Annotated in this window: 13 protein-coding genes; 7 read left to right on the top strand and 6 right to left on the bottom strand. The window is 73.6% G+C overall.

Annotation, left to right across the window (positions count from 1 at the left end):
* Positions 1-26: 26 nt before the first annotated feature.
* The 5 genes from Q1A09_RS04650 to Q1A09_RS04630 all read left to right on the top strand — a co-directional run bounded on the left by Q1A09_RS04650 (position 27) and on the right by Q1A09_RS04630 (position 9,407).
* On the top strand, positions 27-2,024 hold the full coding sequence (locus Q1A09_RS04650; protein WP_299952314.1) for a methylmalonyl-CoA mutase subunit beta: 1,998 nt from the start codon (positions 27-29) through the stop codon (positions 2,022-2,024).
* Positions 2,021-4,258, top strand: a complete 2,238-nt coding sequence (scpA, locus tag Q1A09_RS04645) for a methylmalonyl-CoA mutase (protein ID WP_299952313.1) — start codon at positions 2,021-2,023, stop codon at positions 4,256-4,258. The genes Q1A09_RS04650 and scpA overlap by 4 nt, the downstream gene beginning before the upstream one ends.
* Positions 4,255-5,232 (top strand): methylmalonyl Co-A mutase-associated GTPase MeaB, encoded by a 978-nt coding sequence (meaB, locus tag Q1A09_RS04640; RefSeq protein ID WP_299952312.1) that lies wholly within the window; start codon positions 4,255-4,257, stop codon positions 5,230-5,232. Before scpA ends, meaB begins: the two co-directional genes overlap by 4 nt.
* A 15-nt stretch (positions 5,233-5,247) precedes the next feature.
* Positions 5,248-6,750, top strand: a complete 1,503-nt coding sequence (locus Q1A09_RS04635) for an NAD(P)H-quinone dehydrogenase (protein ID WP_299952311.1) — start codon at positions 5,248-5,250, stop codon at positions 6,748-6,750.
* 152 nt (positions 6,751-6,902) lie between these two features.
* The gene (locus tag Q1A09_RS04630; RefSeq protein ID WP_299952310.1) at positions 6,903-9,407 is read left to right on the top strand and encodes a reprolysin-like metallopeptidase; all 2,505 of its coding nucleotides are present in this window, start codon (positions 6,903-6,905) and stop codon (positions 9,405-9,407) included.
* Positions 9,408-9,425: 18 nt separating this feature from the next.
* Here the strand turns inward: Q1A09_RS04630 and Q1A09_RS04625 are convergent, their stop codons facing one another.
* The 6 genes from Q1A09_RS04625 to Q1A09_RS04600 form a co-directional block, all read right to left on the bottom strand.
* Positions 9,426-9,629: a biotin/lipoyl-containing protein gene (locus Q1A09_RS04625; RefSeq protein WP_299952309.1), complete on the bottom strand. Its 204-nt coding sequence runs from the start codon at positions 9,627-9,629 to the stop codon at positions 9,426-9,428.
* A gap of 246 nt (positions 9,630-9,875) precedes the next feature.
* Positions 9,876-11,249, bottom strand: coding sequence for an acyltransferase (locus Q1A09_RS04620; protein WP_299952308.1), 1,374 nt, complete (start codon positions 11,247-11,249; stop codon positions 9,876-9,878).
* Between the two features lie 148 nt (positions 11,250-11,397).
* Positions 11,398-13,143, bottom strand: a complete 1,746-nt coding sequence (locus tag Q1A09_RS04615) for a biotin carboxylase N-terminal domain-containing protein (RefSeq protein WP_299952307.1) — start codon at positions 13,141-13,143, stop codon at positions 11,398-11,400.
* A gap of 49 nt (positions 13,144-13,192) precedes the next feature.
* Positions 13,193-13,795 carry a nucleoside triphosphate pyrophosphatase gene (locus Q1A09_RS04610; protein ID WP_299952306.1) on the bottom strand — a complete coding sequence of 201 codons (603 nt, stop codon included), beginning with the start codon at positions 13,793-13,795 and terminating at the stop codon, positions 13,193-13,195.
* Positions 13,792-14,007: an acyl-CoA carboxylase subunit epsilon gene (locus Q1A09_RS04605; protein ID WP_299952305.1), complete on the bottom strand. Its 216-nt coding sequence runs from the start codon at positions 14,005-14,007 to the stop codon at positions 13,792-13,794. The genes Q1A09_RS04610 and Q1A09_RS04605 overlap by 4 nt, the downstream gene beginning before the upstream one ends.
* The gene (locus tag Q1A09_RS04600; RefSeq protein WP_299952304.1) at positions 14,004-15,632 is read right to left on the bottom strand and encodes an acyl-CoA carboxylase subunit beta; all 1,629 of its coding nucleotides are present in this window, start codon (positions 15,630-15,632) and stop codon (positions 14,004-14,006) included. Before Q1A09_RS04600 ends, Q1A09_RS04605 begins: the two co-directional genes overlap by 4 nt.
* Positions 15,633-15,652: 20 nt before the next feature.
* On the opposite strand from Q1A09_RS04600, the gene Q1A09_RS04595 reads away from it, so the two are divergent.
* Positions 15,653-16,480 (top strand): biotin--[acetyl-CoA-carboxylase] ligase, encoded by an 828-nt coding sequence (locus tag Q1A09_RS04595; RefSeq protein ID WP_299952303.1) that lies wholly within the window; start codon positions 15,653-15,655, stop codon positions 16,478-16,480.
* A gap of 47 nt (positions 16,481-16,527) precedes the next feature.
* Positions 16,528-17,091: a PH domain-containing protein gene (locus Q1A09_RS04590; protein ID WP_299952302.1), complete on the top strand. Its 564-nt coding sequence runs from the start codon at positions 16,528-16,530 to the stop codon at positions 17,089-17,091.
* The last annotated feature ends 30 nt before the right edge of the window (positions 17,092-17,121 follow it).

The raw sequence follows: 17,121 nt of genomic DNA, 5'->3' as shown, positions 1-17,121 counted from the left end.
CGTCCACGAGAGGCGGGGACCCGACGATGAGTTCCACCGACCACCCGACCGCGCCGGCCGGCCGGCCACCCGCCGAGCCACCGGCGCCCGACGTCCTGACGCTGGCCGGGGACTTCCCCGCCGCCACCCGGGACCAGTGGCGCGACCTGGTGGCCGGGGTGCTGCGCAAGGCCGGGCGGGAGCAGCTGCCCGACCCGGTCGAGGACGCGCTGGCGCGCACCGTCGCCACCGGGGTGACCGTGGCACCGCTCTACACCGCCGCGGACGCCGGTGACCTGCCGGCGCTCGCCGGGGTGCCGGGGCTGCCGCCGTTCGTGCGCGGCTCCCGGGCCGGCGCGGCCGGGGTGACCGCGGCCGGGGGAGCCGACCCCGACGTCCCCGCCGGGTGGGACGTGCGGCAACGGCACGCCGACCCCGACGTCGCGCGCACCCGGGAGGCGATCGCCGCGGACCTGGAGAACGGCGTCTCCTCGCTGTGGCTGGTCGTCGGGGACGGCGCCGTGCCGGCCGGCGCGCTCGGTGAGGTGCTCGCCGACGTCCTGCTCGACCTCGCGCCGGTGACCCTGCAGGGCGGGGTACCGGCGGCGGAGGCGTTCCTGGCGCTGGTCGAGGGCCGCACCGACCTGGCGCCCGGCGGCTGCCTGGGGATGGACCCGTTGAGCGTCCAGGCGGCGACGGGGGAGCCGCAGGACCTGACCGGCCTGGCCGACCTGGCCCGCCGCGCGCCGGCCGGCTGGCGCACGGTCGTCGCCGACGGCACCGTCTTCGCCGACGCCGGGGGCTCGGCGGTGGAGGAGCTCGGCTGCGCGGTCGCCGCCGGGGTGGCCCACCTGCGGGCACTCACCTCCCAGGGCCTGGACGTGGCGGACGCGTTCGGCCAGCTGGAGTTCCGGCTGTCGGCGAGCGCCGACCAGTTCACCACCATCGCCGCGCTGCGGGCCGCCCGCCGGATGTGGGACCGGGTGGGCGAGGCCAGCGGGGTGCCGGCCGAGGCGCGGGCGATGCGCCAGCACGCGGTCACCTCGAACGTGATGGTCACCCGGCACGACCCGTGGGTGAACATGCTGCGCACCACGGTCGCCTGCTTCGCCGCCGGCGTCGGCGGGGCCGACGTGGTGACGGTGCAGCCCTTCGACGCGGCGCTCGGGCTGCCCGACGCGTTCGCCCGGCGGATCGCCCGCAACACCCAGAGCCTGCTTGTCGAGGAGGGGCACCTCGCCCGGGTGCTCGACCCGGCCGGCGGCTCCTGGTACGTCGAGTCGCTGACCGAGTCCCTGGCCCAGGCCGCGTGGGCGTGGTTCACCGAGATCGAGCGGGCCGGCGGGCTGGCCGCAGCGCTCTCCTCCGGGCTGGTCGCCGACCGCATCGGCGCCGCCTGGGCGGAGCGGCAGGAGCGGGTGGCGCACCGCACGGACGCGATCACCGGGGTCACCGAGTTCCCGAACCCGGCCGAGGTGCTCCCCGAGCGCCGTCCGGCGGCCGAGGCGCTGCCCCCGGCACCGGGCGGGCTGCCCCGGGTGCGGACCGCGGAGGCGTTCGAGGAGCTCCGCGACCGGGTCGAGGCCGTCGACCCCCGGCCGCGGGTGCACCTGGCCACGATCGGGCCGGTGGCCCGGCACACCGCGCGGGCCACCTTCGCCGCCAACCTCTTCGGCGCCGGCGGGCTGCTGGCCCCGACCGGCGACGGGGTGGACGGCCTCGCCGGGACGACGGTGGCCTGCATCTGCGGCACCGACCGCGACCACGCCGACTCCGCCGCCGCGCTCGCCGCCGAGCTGCGGGCCGCCGGTGCCACCCAGGTGTGGCTGGCCGGTCCGCCGTCCCTGGCGGTGGACGGCGTCGACGGCTACCTGCACGCCGGCTGCGATGCCCTGGCCGTGCTCACGGCCGTCCGCGACGAGCTCCTCCCCGGCCATGCCCGGGAGGCCGGCCATGTTCGCCAACATGGCCGGCCGGGCGAGGACGAAGGAACCCCAGACGGCGGCCATGTCGGCGAAGATGGCCGCACGGAGGTGTCGGCATGAGTGCGATCCCCGACTTCGGCGGCCTGGACCTGGGCCACCCGCAGCCGACGGCGACGGCGGACGACTGGGCGAAGGCGTACGCCGACGCCACCGGCCGGGACGTCGGCGAGGCGACCTGGCAGACGCCCGAGGGCATCGCCGTCCCGCCGCTGTCCACCCCGGACGACCTGGCCGGCGTCGACTTCCTGGGCACCTACCCGGGCATCGCGCCGTACCTGCGCGGGCCCTACCCGACGATGTACACCACCCAGCCGTGGACGGTGCGGCAGTACGCCGGCTTCTCCACCGCGGCGGCGTCCAACGCCTTCTACCGGCGCAACCTGGCCGCCGGGCAGAAGGGTCTCAGCGTCGCCTTCGACCTGCCCACCCACCGCGGCTACGACTCCGACCACCCGCGGGTGCTCGGCGACGTCGGGATGGCCGGGGTGGCGATCGACTCGATCCTGGACATGCGGCAGCTGTTCGACGGCATCCCGCTGGACAAGATGAGCGTCTCGATGACGATGAACGGCGCCGTCTTGCCGGTGCTGGCGCTCTACGTCGTCGCGGCGGAGGAGCAGGGGGTGAGCCCGGACCAGCTCACGGGGACGATCCAGAACGACATCCTCAAGGAGTTCATGGTCCGCAACACCTACATCTACCCGCCCAAGCCGTCGATGCAGCTGATCAGCGACATCTTCAGCTTCACCGCCGCGCGGATGCCGCGGTTCAACTCGATCTCCATCTCCGGGTACCACATCCAGGAGGCCGGGGCGACGGCCGACCTGGAGCTGGCCTACACCCTCGCCGACGGGGTCGAGTACCTGCAGGCGGGCAAGGCCGCGGGCCTGGACGTCGACGCGTTCGCGCCCCGGCTGAGCTTCTTCTGGGGCATCGGGATGAACTTCTTCATGGAGGTCGCCAAGCTCCGCGCCGGCCGGCTGCTGTGGGCGAAGCTGGTGCGCGAGGCCGGTGCGCAGAACCCGAAGTCGATGTCGCTGCGCACCCACTGCCAGACCTCGGGCTGGTCGCTCACCGCGCAGGACGTCTACAACAACGTCGTCCGCACCTGCCTGGAGGCGATGGCCGCCACCCAGGGGCACACCCAGTCGCTGCACACCAACGCCCTGGACGAGGCGCTGGCGCTGCCCACCGACTTCTCCGCCCGGATCGCCCGCAACACCCAGCTGCTGCTGCAGCAGGAGTCCGGGACGACGCGGGTCATCGACCCGTGGGGCGGGTCGGCGTACGTCGAGAAGCTGACCGCCGACCTGGCCCGCCGGGCGTGGGCGCACATCGAGGAGGTCGCCGCGCACGGCGGCATGGCGCAGGCGATCGACGACGGCATCCCGAAGCTGCGGATCGAGGAGGCCGCCGCGCGCACCCAGGCGCGGATCGACTCCGGCCGGCAGCCGGTCATCGGGGTGAACAAGTACCGGGTGGAGGCCGACGAGGCGGTCGAGGTGCTGCGGGTCGACAACGCCGACGTGCTGGCCCAGCAGAAGGCCAAGCTCGCCGAGCTGCGCGCCTCCCGGGACGGGGCCGCGGTGACCGAGGCGCTGGGCCGGCTGACCGACGCCGCCCGCGCCGCGGCCGAGGGACGGCGGGGCAGCGACCTGGACGCGAACCTGCTCAAGCTGGCCGTGGACGCCGCCCGGGCGAAGGCGACGGTGGGCGAGATCTCCGACGCGCTGGAGGCGGTGTACGGCCGGCACTCCGGGCAGGTGCGCACCATCTCCGGCGTCTACCGCGACGAGGCAGGGGGATCGGGTCCGGTGGAGGACACCCGCGCGATGGCGGCCGCGTTCGCCGAGGCCGAGGGCCGCCGGCCGCGGATCCTGGTGGCCAAGATGGGCCAGGACGGCCACGACCGCGGGCAGAAGGTGATCGCCACCGCCTTCGCCGACCTCGGCTTCGACGTCGACGTCGGCCCGCTGTTCCAGACCCCGGAGGAGGTCGCCCGGCAGGCGGTCGAGGCCGACGTGCACGTCATCGGGGTCTCCTCCCTCGCCGCCGGCCACCTCACGCTGGTGCCGGCGCTGCGGGACGCGCTCGCCGAGCTCGGCGCCGACGACGTGCTGGTCGTGGTCGGCGGGGTGATCCCGCCCGACGACGTCCCGACGTTGAAGGAGATGGGCGCGGCCGCTGTCTTCCCGCCCGGCACCGTCATCGCCGACGCCGCGCAGGACCTGCTGCGCACCCTGTCCACCCGGCTCGGCCACGCTCTGGACCCGGCCACCGCGGACGGGACGTGAGCCGGCCCGTCGACGTCCCGGCGCTGGCGGAGGGGGTGCTCGCCGGGGAGCGACGGGCGGTGGCGCGGGCGATCACGCTGGTCGAGTCGCGGCGGGCCGACCACCGGGAGGCGGCCCAGGAGCTGCTGGTGCAGCTGCTGCCGCACGCCGGGAAGGCCCGGCGGGTGGGGATCAGCGGGGTGCCGGGGGTCGGCAAGTCGACCTTCATCGACGCCCTGGGCACGGACCTGACCGCGGCCGGGTCGAGGGTGGCGGTGCTCGCCGTCGACCCGTCGTCGGCCCGCTCCGGTGGCTCGATCCTGGGCGACAAGACCCGGATGGCCCGGCTCGCCGTCGACCCGAGCGCGTTCATCCGGCCGGCACCGACCGCGGGCACCCTCGGCGGCGTCGCGCAGGCGACCCGGGAGTCGATGGTGGTGGTCGAGGCCGCCGGGTACGACGTCGTCCTGGTGGAGACCGTCGGGGTCGGGCAGTCGGAGGTGGCCGTCGCCGAGATGGTCGACACGTTCCTGTTCCTCACCCTGGCCCGCACCGGTGACCAGCTGCAGGGGATCAAGCGCGGGATCCTGGAGATCGCCGACGTGATCGCGGTGAACAAGGCCGACGGGCCCGGCGAGGTCGACGCCCGGCGGGCCGCCCGCGAGCTGGCCGGGGCGATGCGCATGCTGCGCGGGGAGGCCGTGCCGGTGCTCACCTGCGCCGGGCTGACCGGTACCGGGCTGGCCGAGGTCTGGGCGCAGGTCGTCACGCACCAGGACCGGCTCCAGGCCGCGGGGGAGCTGGACGGACGACGCCGGGCGCAGCAGGTGCGCTGGACCTGGCAGCTGGTCCGGGACGGGCTGGAGCACCAGCTGCGCGAACACCCGGCCGTGCGGTCGGCGGCGCCGGAGCTCGAGGCCGCGGTGCTGGCCGGAGAGCTCACCCCCGCGCTCGCCGCCCAGCAGCTGCTCGACGCCTTCGCCTCGCCGCGCTGAGGCCTCGAGAGCCCCATGGGGTGGCCCGCCCGCGTGGGTGGGCGACGCGTGTGGTCCGGGCAGGGACAATGGGCGGGCACCCGTCAGACCACGCTTGGAGCAACGACCATGACCCGCATCGTGATCATCGGCGGCGGCCCGGCCGGCTACGAGGCCGCGCTCGTCGCCGCCCAGCTCGGCGCCGACGTCACCGTCGTCGAGCGCGACGGCATCGGCGGGGCCAGCGTGCTGACCGACTGCGTGCCGTCCAAGACCTTCATCGCCTCCGCCGGCGCCATGACCGCCGTCCGGGACTCCGTCACCCTCGGCGTCACCGGCACGGAGCTGGGGCGGGCCGCCCTCGACCTCGGGGCGGTCAACACCCGGATCAAGGGGCTGGCGGTCGCCCAGTCCGCCGACATCCACCACCGCCTGGAGTCCGAGGGGGTGCGGATCATCCGGGGCGCCGCCCGGCTCGCCGACGAGGTGCGTGGGCTGACGGTGCACCGGGTCGAGGTCCTGGACGTCGACGGGCGGGTCACCGAGACGCTGGAGGGCGACGTCGTCCTGATCGCCACCGGCGCCGACCCCCGGGTGCTCCCCGGCGCCGAGCCGGACGGCGAGCGGATCCTCTCCTGGCGCGACGTCTACGAGCTCGAGGAGATGCCCGAGCACCTGGTGGTCATCGGTTCTGGTGTCACCGGGGCGGAGTTCGCCTCCGGCTACCTGGAGGCCGGCGTCCCGGTCACCCTGGTGTCCTCGCGCGACCAGGTGCTGCCGGGGGAGGACGCCGATGCCGCAGCCGTCGTCGAGGAGGTCTTCCAGTCCCGGGGCGGCCGGATCGCCGAGCGCAGCCGGGCACAGAGCGTCGTGCGCACCGAGAAGGGCGTGCGGGTCGAGCTCACCGACGGCCGCGTCGTCGAGGGCTCGCACGCGCTGATGACCGTGGGCACCGTGCCCAACACCGAGGGGCTGAACCTGGAGGCCTGCGGGGTCGAGGTGACCAAGGCGGGGCACATCGTCGTCGACCGGGTCTCCCGGACCACCGTCGCCGGCATCTACGCCGCCGGTGACGTCACCGGGGTGTTCCAGCTCGCGTCGGTCGCGGCCATGCAGGGCCGCATCGCCATGTGGCACGCCCTCGGCGAGGCCGTCGCGCCGATCCGGCTGAAGACCGTCTCGGCCAACGTCTTCACCCACCCGGAGATCGCCACCGTCGGGGTGCAGGAGAAGTCGCTCACCGAGGGCGCGGACGTCGAGGTGATCCGGCTGCCGCTGGTCACCAACGCCCGGGCGAAGATGGGTGACCTGCACAGCGGGTTCGTGAAGCTCTACGCCCGCCGCTCGACCGACGTCGTCATCGGCGGGGTGGTCGTCGCGCCCGGGGCGTCGGAGCTGATCCTGCCCATCGCGCTGGCGGTGACCAAGGGGCTGACCGCCGGCGACCTCGCGCAGACGTTCGCGATCTACCCGTCGCTGTCGGGCTCCATCACGGAGGCCGGCCGCCGGCTGATGGGCATCGAGGACGAGCACAGCTGAGGGCTGACCGGGGCGTGGCGTGAGACAGCGGCACGGAGGAGTGTCGACCGGTACTTGGCGCGCCGGTGGGACGAGTTCCCGCCGTTCGTTCCAGTTCCGGGGGCGCGGTGCCGATCCTGAACGAGGTACCTCCACTCGGTCAGGAGCTCTTCATGCACGTGCACACCCGGTTGCCCTTCCATCCGGTGGGTCTGGTGGCAGCTGCCGTCGTGCTGGCCTCGATGCTCGTGACCAGTCCGGCCCCCGCCCGCGCGGACGACCGGACGGCGGCGCCCACCGCTGCCGCCGAGGAGTCGACCCCGTCGGGGACGGCCGCAGGACCTGTGGAGACGGCCACATCGACGGCTGAGGCCGGCGACACCCTGGTGGGTGAACTGGTCCAGGCCTACGCAGACCCGGCACCAGCGGTGTCGGAACACGAGGACGAGACCGGGCACGGCGAGACCGGGCACGGCGAGACCGGGCACGACGAGACCGGGCACGATGAGACCGGGCACGACGAGACCGGGCACGATGACACGCTGCTCAGCTGGGTGCAGACCGGGTCGGGGGAGACCGTCCGGGTGTCCACCACGGACGTGGGCGACGTCGAGAGCGGCGCGACCGTCCAGGTGACGTTGGGTGCCGAGGTGCAGGACGCGGCCGCGATCGAGGGCATGGAGCCGGCACACGAGCTCCTCAGCACCCAGGTCGTGGCGCCGGCCGACCAACCGGCGACGGCGCCGGCCGTGGGGGCCGTCAACCACGAGGTGACCGTCGTCCTCCTGCAGCCAGGCGACGCCGCCCGGGACTCCACCACCCTGGCGGCTGTCACGGGTGGGGTGAGCGGTGCGGTGGCCGACTTCTGGCAGGAGCAGACCGCCGGCGCAGTGCGCTTCGGGGTGGTCGCCGGCTTCGACTGGACGACGACGACGGCCACCTGCAGCGACCCGTTCGCCCTGTGGCGAGCCGCTGCCGATCGAGCTGGCTGGACCGCAGGAGACGGCAAGCACCTGCTGGTCTACGTGCCAGCCGGAGCGCCCGGCTGCAGCTACGGACTCGGCACGCTCGGTACGAGTGCCGCGAGCGGCGGACTCGCCTACGTCCAGGCAGCGGCCACGTCGGTGGTCGCGCACGAGTTCGGGCACAACCTCGGACTGAACCACTCCTCGCAGCTCCAGTGCGCGGGGACGGTGGAGGAGGTCGGGTCCTCGGGCTGCCAGATCAGCTCCTACCGCGACTACTACGACGTCATGGGCATCTCCTGGGACCAGGTGGGCAGTCTGAGTGCCCTCCAGGCGAACGCTCTCGGGGTCCTGCCGGCCGGCCAGCAGGCGGAGATGACGTCGTCCTCGGCAGCGGCGAGCTACACGCTCTCGCCGATCTCCGGGTCCAGCGGCACGCGCGCAGTGAAGCTGACCGCCTCCACCGGGGCGACCTACTGGCTGGAGTACCGGCCGGCCAGCGGCCGGGACAGTTGGCTCACCAGCAACGCCAACGTGGTGGGTGTGCAACCGGGGGTGCTCCTGCGCCGGGCGTACGCGGGCGCCGGTGACTCCTCCTTGCTGCTGGACGCCAGTCCGTCCGGCGAGATCTCCTGGGAGCGCGACACGGTCACGGTGCTCCCCGTCGGCTCGGAGGTCGCGTTGGCCGGTGGCCAGTTCCGGGTCAAGGTGACCGGCGTCAGCGGTACGACTGCCGCCGTGGACGTGCGGCCGGCGAACAGGCTGCCCGTGGCCAGCTGGGATGCGCTGTCGGTGTCGGGTTCGACGTTGTCGGTGCGGGGGTGGGCGTTCGACCCGGATCAGCCGTTGGTGTCCGGTGCGGTGCACGTGTACGTGGATGGTCGGGGTGCGTCGTTGAGCGCGTCGGGGACCCGGACCGACGTGGGGCGGGCGTTCCCGGGGGTGGGGGACGCGCACGGGTTCTCGTTCAGCACGACGGTGGCACCGGGGGCACACCGGGTGTGCGTGTTCGCCGTCGATGTGGACCTCCCGTCGAAGAACACCTCGCTGGGCTGCCGGTCGATCACCCGGCAGCAGGCGCTGCCGGTGGCGAACTGGGATGCGCTGTCGGTGTCGGGTTCGACGTTGTCGGTGCGGGGGTGGGCGTTCGACCCGGATCAGCCGTTGGTGTCCGGTGCGGTGCACGTGTACGTGGATGGTCGGGGTGCGTCGTTGAGCGCGTCGGGGACCCGGACCGACGTGGGGCGGGTGTTCCCGGGGGTGGGGGACGCGCACGGGTTCTCGTTCAGCACGACGGTGGCACCGGGGGCACATCGGGTGTGCGTGTTCGCCGTCGATGTGGACCTCCCGTCGAAGAACACCTCGCTGGGCTGCCGGTCGATCACCCGGCAGCAGGCGCTGCCGGTGGCGTACTGGGATGCGCTGTCGGCGTCGGGTTCGACGTTGTCGGTGCGGGGGTGGGCGTTCGACCCGGATCAGCCGTTGGTGTCCGGTGCGGTGCACGTGTACGTGGATGGTCGGGGTGCGTCGTTGAGCGCGTCGGGCACCCGGACCGACGTGGGGCGGGCGTTCCCGGGGGTGGGGGACGCGCACGGGTTCTCGTTCAGCAGGACGGTGGCACCGGGACCGCACCGGGTGTGCGTGTTCGCCATCGACGTGGACCTCCCGTCGGGGAACACCTCGCTGGGCTGCCGGTCGATCACCACGAGGTGATCCGGGGAACCGCAGGGGTCAGTCCGACGACCCGGTGATGGTGCAGAGGACGGCGCCGCTGGTGACGGCGGCGCCGACCTCGGCGGCCAGCCCGGACACCGTGCCGGCCTTGTGCGCGACGATCGGCTGCTCCATCTTCATCGCCTCGAGGACGACGACCAGGTCACCGGCGGCGACGGTCGCGCCGTCGGCCACCGCGACCTTGACGATGGTGCCCTGCATCGGTGCGGTGAGGGAGTCACCCGGGTGCCGACAACGACGTTGCCGTGCGTGTCGGCCAGCACCTGCGCCTCGACGTGGCGGGGCTGATCCAGGGCCGCTCCACGGAGCACTCGCCACGCCCGAACGCCGACACGGCCTCCCGGACGGCGGACCGGCAGGTCACCGTGCCGGCGGCAGCGAACGTCCAGGCAGCTCGAATGACGGCTGGGTGATCGATCGGCCGCTGGATCCGGGGGCGCAGCCGCCTCACCCGACGGTCGGCGGTGCCGTCCGGGAAGGGACGAGTGCCTGCTCGGGGGCGCGAGGCACGGCGATCAGCGGTGCCGTCAGCAGCGCGGTCCGCGGGCTCGGTCCCCGGATGCCGTGCGGGCGGGCGATGGCTGTTTCCCGGCCCGGCCCGGGCGCGGCGCCGCCATCCGGACGGGCAACAACGGGAGTCCGCGCGCTCCGCAGGAACGGTTGCTCGACGAACCGGTGCGAGAAGGCCGCGCAGCCGATCGTGACGGCGGTGGACACGGTCAGCAGGAGGAGGAGTCGCTCGACGGCTCCGTTCCCGTCGGGGATGCCCGCCGCGAGCCAGGACCCCACCGGGAGGTGCCACAGGTAGATGCCGTAGCTGACGACGCCCAGGTACGCGATCGGGCGGACCGACAACAGGCGGGTCAGCGCGTTCGGCGTGTGGCAGATGCCGAACAAGGCCACCGCCGCGGACAGGGCCACGAGCGGGAACATGGTCAGCCACGGGATCCAACCGAGCGGTCCGGTCCCATGCAGCATGTCCTCACGTCCCACGACGTACTGGCCGACGTAGAGCGGCGCCCAGATCCCGATGAGGCCGATGACCGTGCAGGCCGGGCCGACCACGAGGGGCACACGCACCCGACGGTGCTCCAGCGACGCCCACAGCCCGGCCACGGCCATGCCCGAGGCGAACTCGTTCATCGTCCCCGCGAGGTTCCGGGCGGCCGCCACCATGACGCCCGGGTCTGCCAGGTCTCCGTAGCGCGCGATGATCCCCATCTTGACCACGGTGGCGGCCAGGAGGACGGCGGGTAGTGCCACCCGCCACCGGTGGCGGACGAACAGCGGCGCGATCAGCGGCAGTGCCAGGTAGAAGGTCACCTCGATGCAGAGGGTCCACGCGACGGCGTTCAACATCAGTGTGGGAGCCACGCTCGGCGGTGCGAACCCGGCGAGGAAGGTCCCGTAGAGGAAGAGGTCTCTCAGGCCGTCCAGTCCGAACAGCATGGCCGGCTGTGCGACGACGACCAGCACCGCCATGTTGAACCAGAACGCCGGGAGGATGCGGCGGAACCGGTTCTCCAGGTAGCGGCGCCGTCGTACCGGCCGCCCGGTCCACGCGGCACGGGCCCACGGCAGGAAGAGGATGAACCCGCTGATGACGAAGAACAGGTCGACGCCCACACCCCCGTTGGTCGCCACCAGGGAGAGCGGCGCCGGGAGCTCCGGCCGGCCGCTCATCCCCCAGTAGTGGAAGAGCAGCACGAGACCGGCGGCTACGGCCCGGATGCCGTCGAGCCCGGCGATGTGTCGGTGCGGACCGTCATGGGCGACCCGGTCGGCGGCACGACGCTGGGGGTTGGTGGCAGCACGGGTCACGGAGGCCTCGCAGGGACGGGGGTGGGGCTGAAAGGTAGCCCCGGCCCAGCGCTCGGACCGGCCGATCGTCCAGCCGGCGGGGATGTCGTCCCAGTCGTCGTCCGATCCGCCCCGGAAGCCCCACCTGCCCCGCGTCGGGACCGGCGGGTCAGGCGTCGCTGATGGTGCAGAGGACGGCGCCGCTGGTGACGGCGGCGCCGACCTCGGCGGACAGCCCGGACACCGTGCCGGCCTTGTGCGCGACGATCGGCTGCTCCATCTTCATCGCCTCGAGGACGACGACCAGGTCACCGGCGGCGACGGTCGCACCGTCGGCCACCGCGACCTTGACGATGGTGCCCTGCATCGGTGCGGTGAGGGAGTCACCCGAGGCGGCCGCCCCGCCACCGCCACGCTTGCGCGGCTTCGAGCCGGCCGCCGCCGGGGCAGCCCCGCCGGTGGCGAGGCCCGCGGGCAGGGACACCTCCAGCCGGCGACCGCCCACCTCCACCACCACGGTCTGCCGCGGCTCGGCGTCCTCGGTGTCGGAGGCGGGACCGTACGGGGGTACCTGGTTGTCCCACTCGGTCTCGATCCACCGGGTGTGCACCGTGAACGGCTCGCTGGTGAAGGCCGGGTCGGCGACGACCGCCCGGTGGAACGGGACGACGGTCGGCATGCCCTCGACGGTCAGCTCGGCCAGCGCCCGGCGGGCCCGCTGCAGCGCCTCGGTGCGGGTGGCGCCGGTGACGATCAGCTTGGCCAGCATCGAGTCGAACGCCCCGGCCACCTCACCGCCGGTCTCGACGCCGGAGTCCCACCGCACGCCTGGACCCTGCGGGATCTCCAGCCGGGTCACCGGACCCGGGGCGGGCATGAAGTTGCGGCCGGCGTCCTCGGCGTTGATCCGGAACTCGAAGCTGTGCCCGCGCGGGGTGGGGTCCTCGGTGATCTCCAGCGGCAGCCCCTCGGCGATCCGGAACTGCTGGCGCACCAGGTCGATGCCGGAGGTCTCCTCGCTGACCGGGTGCTCGACCTGCAGCCGGGTGTTGACCTCGAGGAAGGAGATCGAGCCGTCGGTGCCGACCAGGTACTCGACGGTGCCGGCGCCCACGTAGCCGGCCTCGGCGCAGATCGCCTTGGCCGAGGAGTGGATCCGCTCCCGCTGCTCGTCGGTCAGGAACGGCGCCGGGGCCTCCTCGACCAGCTTCTGGTTGCGCCGCTGCAGTGAGCAGTCGCGGGTGCCGACCACGACGACGTTCCCGTGCGTGTCGGCGAGCACCTGGGCCTCGACGTGCCGCGGCTGGTCCAGGAAGCGCTCCACGAAGCACTCGCCGCGCCCGAACGCGGACACGGCCTCCCGGACCGCGGAGTCGAACAGCTCCGGGATCTCCTCGATCGTCCGGGCCACCTTCAGGCCGCGGCCGCCGCCACCGAACGCGGCCTTGATCGCCACCGGCAGCCCGTGCTCCCGGGCGAAGGCGATGACCTCGTCGGCGTCCGCGACCGGGTCCTTGGTGCCGGGCACCAACGGGGCGCCGGCGCGGGTGGCGATGTGCCGGGCAGCGACCTTGTCACCCAGGTCGATGATCGCCTGCGGCGACGGGCCGATCCAGGTCAGCCCGGCGTCGATGACCGCCTGGGCGAAGTCGGCGTTCTCGGAGAGGAAGCCGTAACCGGGGTGCACCGCGTCGACGCCGGACCGCCGCGCGGCGTCGAGGATCTTGTCGATCACCAGGTAGGAGTCGCCGGGCGTGCTGCCGCCCAGGGCGAAGGCCTCGTCGGCGGCGCGCACGTGCAGGGCGTCCCGGTCGGGCTCGGCGTACACCGCGACGCTGGTCAGCCCGGCGTCCCGGCAGGCGCGTGCGACGCGCACCGCGATCTCGCCGCGGTTGGCGATCAGGACCTTCTGCACGTTCGTTCTCCCTTGAGAGGCATGTCTGGCGGGTGGGCGCCGGGACCGGTCAGCGCTGCCAGAGATCGGTGATCGTGAGGCCGAGCGTGGCCAGCTGGGTGCGCAGCAGCTGCAGCGACAGGCCGACGACCGCGGCCGGGTCGCCCTCGACCCGGCGGACGAACGGGGCGCCGAGCCCGTCGAGGGTGAAGGCGCCTGCGACGGCCAGCGGTTCTCCGGTCGCCAGGTAGGCGTCCAGCTCGGCCGGCGTCGGATCGGCGAAGTGAACCACGGTGGACGAGACCCCGACGTCCCGCCGGACCACCCCGCCGTCCCGGACGTCGAAGACCGCCTGGCCGGTGTGCAGCACGCCGCTGCGCCCGGACATCCGCTGCCAGCGGGTGCGCGCGTCGGCGGCGTCGGTCGGCTTGCCCAGCGGCTGCCCGCGGAACTCCAGCAGCGAGTCGGCGCCGATGACCAGGGCATCGGTCTCGTTCTTCGCCACCGCGCCGGCCTTGGCCGCGGCGAGCAGGGCGACCAGCTCACCGACCCGGGGGGCGCTCACCGTCGACTCGTCGACCCCGCTGACCACGACCTCCGGGTCCAGCCCGGCCTGGCGCAGCAGCTGCAGCCGGGCCGGCGACTGGGAGGCGAGGACCAGGCGCCGGGTCATGCCGGCCGCCCCGACGCACGCCAGCCACCCGGGCCGGCCAGCAGCGGACGGCGGAGCACGTCGGCCCGCTCGGCCCACGCGCCCACCGGGGTGGGCCGGCGGCGCGGACGGCGCTGGGACAGGGACGCCACGACGACGGTCAGCGCGGCGAGCTCCTCCGCGCTCGGCTCACCGCGGAGGACCTGCAGCAGTGGGGTCTGGGCGTCGCTCACAGCGGGATGTTCCCGTGCTTCTTGGCCGGCAGCGTCTGGCGCTTGTTCGCCAGCAGCCGCAGCGCGCGGACGATGTGGATGCGGGTGTGCGAGGGCGGGATCACCGCGTCCACGTACCCGCGATCGGCCGCGATGTAGGGGTTGGCGAGCGTGTCCTCGTACTCGGTGACCCGCTGCGCGCGCAGCGCCTCCGGGTCCTCGGCCGCGGCGAGCTCCTTGCGGTACAGGATGCCCACCGCGCCCTGCGCCCCGATGACGGCGATCTGCGCGGTCGGCCAGGCCAGGTTGACGTCGGCGCCCAGGTGCTTGGAGCCCATCACGTCGTACGCGCCGCCGTAGGCCTTGCGGGTGATCACCGTGATCAGCGGCACGGTCGCCTCGGCGTAGGCGTAGATCAGCTTCGCCCCCCGCCGGATGATCCCGTCCCACTCCTGCGACGTGCCGGGCAGGAAGCCGGGGACGTCGACGAAGGTGAGCACCGGGATGTTGAAGGCGTCGCAGGTGCGGACGAACCGCGCGGCCTTCTCGCTGGCGTCGATGTCCAGCGTGCCGGCGAGCTGGGTGGGCTGGTTGGCCACGACGCCGACCGGCCGGCCCTCGACCCGGCCGAAGCCGGTGAGGATGTTCGGCCCCCACAGCGCCTGCACCTCGAGGAACTCGCCGTCGTCGAGCACGTGCTCGATCACGGTGTGCATGTCGTAGGGCGTGTTCGGCGAGTCCGGGACGAAGGTGTCCAGCTCCCGGTCGGTGTCGGTCAGCGCATCGGGCAGCGCGACGTCCACCGGCGGCACCTCGACCGCCGGCAGCGGGTCGAGGTTGTTGCTCGGGAGGTAGGACAGCAGCGCCTTGACGTAGTCGATCGCGTCGGCCTCGTCCTCGGCGAGGTGGTGCGCCACACCGGACCTGGTGTTGTGCGTGCGGGCGCCGCCGAGCTCCTCGAGCGTGACGTCCTCGCCGGTCACCGTCTTCACCACGTCGGGCCCGGTGATGAACATCTGGCTGGTCTTGTCGACCATCACGATGAAGTCGGTGAGGGCGGGGGAGTAGACGTGACCGCCGGCCGCGGCGCCCATCACCAGCGAGATCTGCGGGACGACGCCGGAGGCGTGCACGTTGCGGCGGAAGATCTCCGCGTAGAGCCCGAGGGAGACCACGCCCTCCTGGATCCGTGCGCCGCCGCCCTCGTTGATGCCGATGACCGGGCAGCCGTTGCGCACGGCCAGGTCGAGCACCTTGACGATCTTCTCGCCGTAGACCTCGCCGAGGCTGCCGCCGAAGACGGTGACGTCCTGGGAGAAGACGCAGACCGGGCGCCCGTCGACGGTGCCGTAGCCGGTGACCACGCCGTCCCCGAACGGGCGCTTGGCGTCCATCCCGAAGTTGGTGGACCGGTGCCGGGCGAACTCGTCGAGCTCGGTGAACGAGCCCGGGTCCAGCAGGGCGTCGATCCGCTCCCGGGCGGTCATCTTGCCGGCGGCGTGCTGCTTCTCCACGGCGCGCTCGGACCCGGCGTGCGTCGCCTCCTCCACCCGCCGCTCGAGGTCGGCCAGCTTGCCGGCGGTGGTGTGCAGGTCGACGTCGGCGGGGACGGGTTCTCCCGCGCTCTCCAGTTCGGCGGCACTCACAGCGCCGTAGCGTAGGTGACGTGCCCGACAGCTCCTCCACCGCAGCTCCTCCCGCCGATCGCCGTCCGCTGGACGCCGCCGCGCTGACCGCCGAGCTGACCGGTTCCGGCGGGCTCTGGCGCCGTGTCGAGGTGGTCGAGGCGATCGGGTCGACCAACGCCGACCTGGTCACCCGGGCCACCGCCGGCGAGCCCGAGGGGCTGGTGCTGGTGGCCGAGCACCAGGTGGCCGGACGGGGGCGGCTGGACCGGGTCTGGACGTCGCCGCCGCGGGCCGGGCTCACCGTCTCGGTGCTGCTGCGCCCCGACGTCCCGGCCGCCCGGCGCGCCTGGCTGTCCCTGCTCACCGGGGTGGCGCTGGCCGAGGCGGTGTCCGAGGTCGCCGGTGTCCGTGCGTCGCTCAAGTGGCCCAACGACCTGCTCGCCGCCGACGGCACCAAGCTGGCCGGCATCCTCGCCGAGAGCGCGGGCACTGCCGTCGTCGTCGGCGTGGGGCTGAACGTCTCGACCCGCCGCGACGAGCTGCCCGACACCGGGACGTCGCTGGCGCTGGCCGCGGGCTCCCCGGTCGACCGGGCCACCGTGCTGCTGGCCTTCCTGCGGGCGTTCCAGCGCCGGTACCAGCGCTGGACGACGGCCCTCGGTGACCCGGTCTCCTCCGGCCTCGCCCAGGACTACCTCGCCTGGTGCAGCACCGTCGGCGCCACCGTCACGGTGACCATGCCGGACGGGTCGGTGCTCGAGGGCGTGGCCGAGGCGGTCGACTGGGACGGCCGGCTCGTGGTGCGCACCCCGGCGGGCCTCCTCGAGCTCGCGTCCGGCGACGTGCGACACGTCCGCAGGAAGTAGTACCGGGGACGGATGACCGAACCCGCGCCGTCGGTCATCCTGGCGGGGTGGCGTACCCCGACAAGGTGCTGGGCGAGGACGAAGAGGTCGTCCGGCACCTGCACCCGCACTGGACGACGATCTTCTGGCCGATCGTGCTGTTCCTGGTCCTGGTCGGCGGGACGTCGTTCGGGGCGGCGCTCGTCCCGGCCGGTGACCAGCAGGCCACCTGGCGGCTGGTGGTCGTGGCGGTCGCCCTCGTCCTCGGGGTGTTCCTGGTCGCTGCCCCGCTGCTGCGCTGGCGGACGACGCACTACGTGATCACCACCCACCGCCTGCTGTACCGCGTCGGCATCCTGGCCCGGTCCGGCCGGGACATCGGCCTGTCCCGGATCACCGACGTCTCCTACCGGCAGACCCTCTGGGAGCGGGTGATCAGGTCCGGCACCGTCTCGATCGAGACGGCGGGGGAGGGTGGCCCGACCGTGTTCTCCTCGATCCCGGACAGCGACGGCGTGCAGCAGCTGCTCAACCAGCTCGTCGAGGAGGACGCCGACCGCCGCGCCCAGGAGGCCGCCGGGCACCTCGGCGGGTTCCGCTGGGACGGTCAGCAGCCGACCCAGCAGTTCTGACCCACCGGCCCCACGCACCCCGGCGGTGCC

Origin of the sequence: uncultured Modestobacter sp., assembly GCF_947486615.1 — a bacterium.
Classification (GTDB): domain Bacteria; phylum Actinomycetota; class Actinomycetes; order Mycobacteriales; family Geodermatophilaceae; genus Modestobacter.
The sequence above is the reverse complement of the archived record's forward strand: the minus strand, read 5'-3'. Positions and strand labels throughout refer to the sequence as shown.

Excerpts from the sequence above, each read along its gene's own strand:
- Q1A09_RS04650 (WP_299952314.1), top strand. The coding sequence starts at position 27 with ATGAGTTCCACCGACCACCCGACCGCGCCGGCCGGCCGGCCACCCGCC.
- scpA (WP_299952313.1), top strand. The coding sequence starts at position 2,021 with ATGAGTGCGATCCCCGACTTCGGCGGCCTGGACCTGGGCCACCCGCAG.
- Q1A09_RS04635 (WP_299952311.1), top strand. The coding sequence starts at position 5,248 with ATGGGGTGGCCCGCCCGCGTGGGTGGGCGACGCGTGTGGTCCGGGCAG.
- Q1A09_RS04630 (WP_299952310.1), top strand. The coding sequence starts at position 6,903 with ATGCACGTGCACACCCGGTTGCCCTTCCATCCGGTGGGTCTGGTGGCA.
- Q1A09_RS04625 (WP_299952309.1), bottom strand. The coding sequence starts at position 9,629 with ATGCAGGGCACCATCGTCAAGGTCGCGGTGGCCGACGGCGCGACCGTC.
- Q1A09_RS04610 (WP_299952306.1), bottom strand. The coding sequence starts at position 13,795 with ATGACCCGGCGCCTGGTCCTCGCCTCCCAGTCGCCGGCCCGGCTGCAG.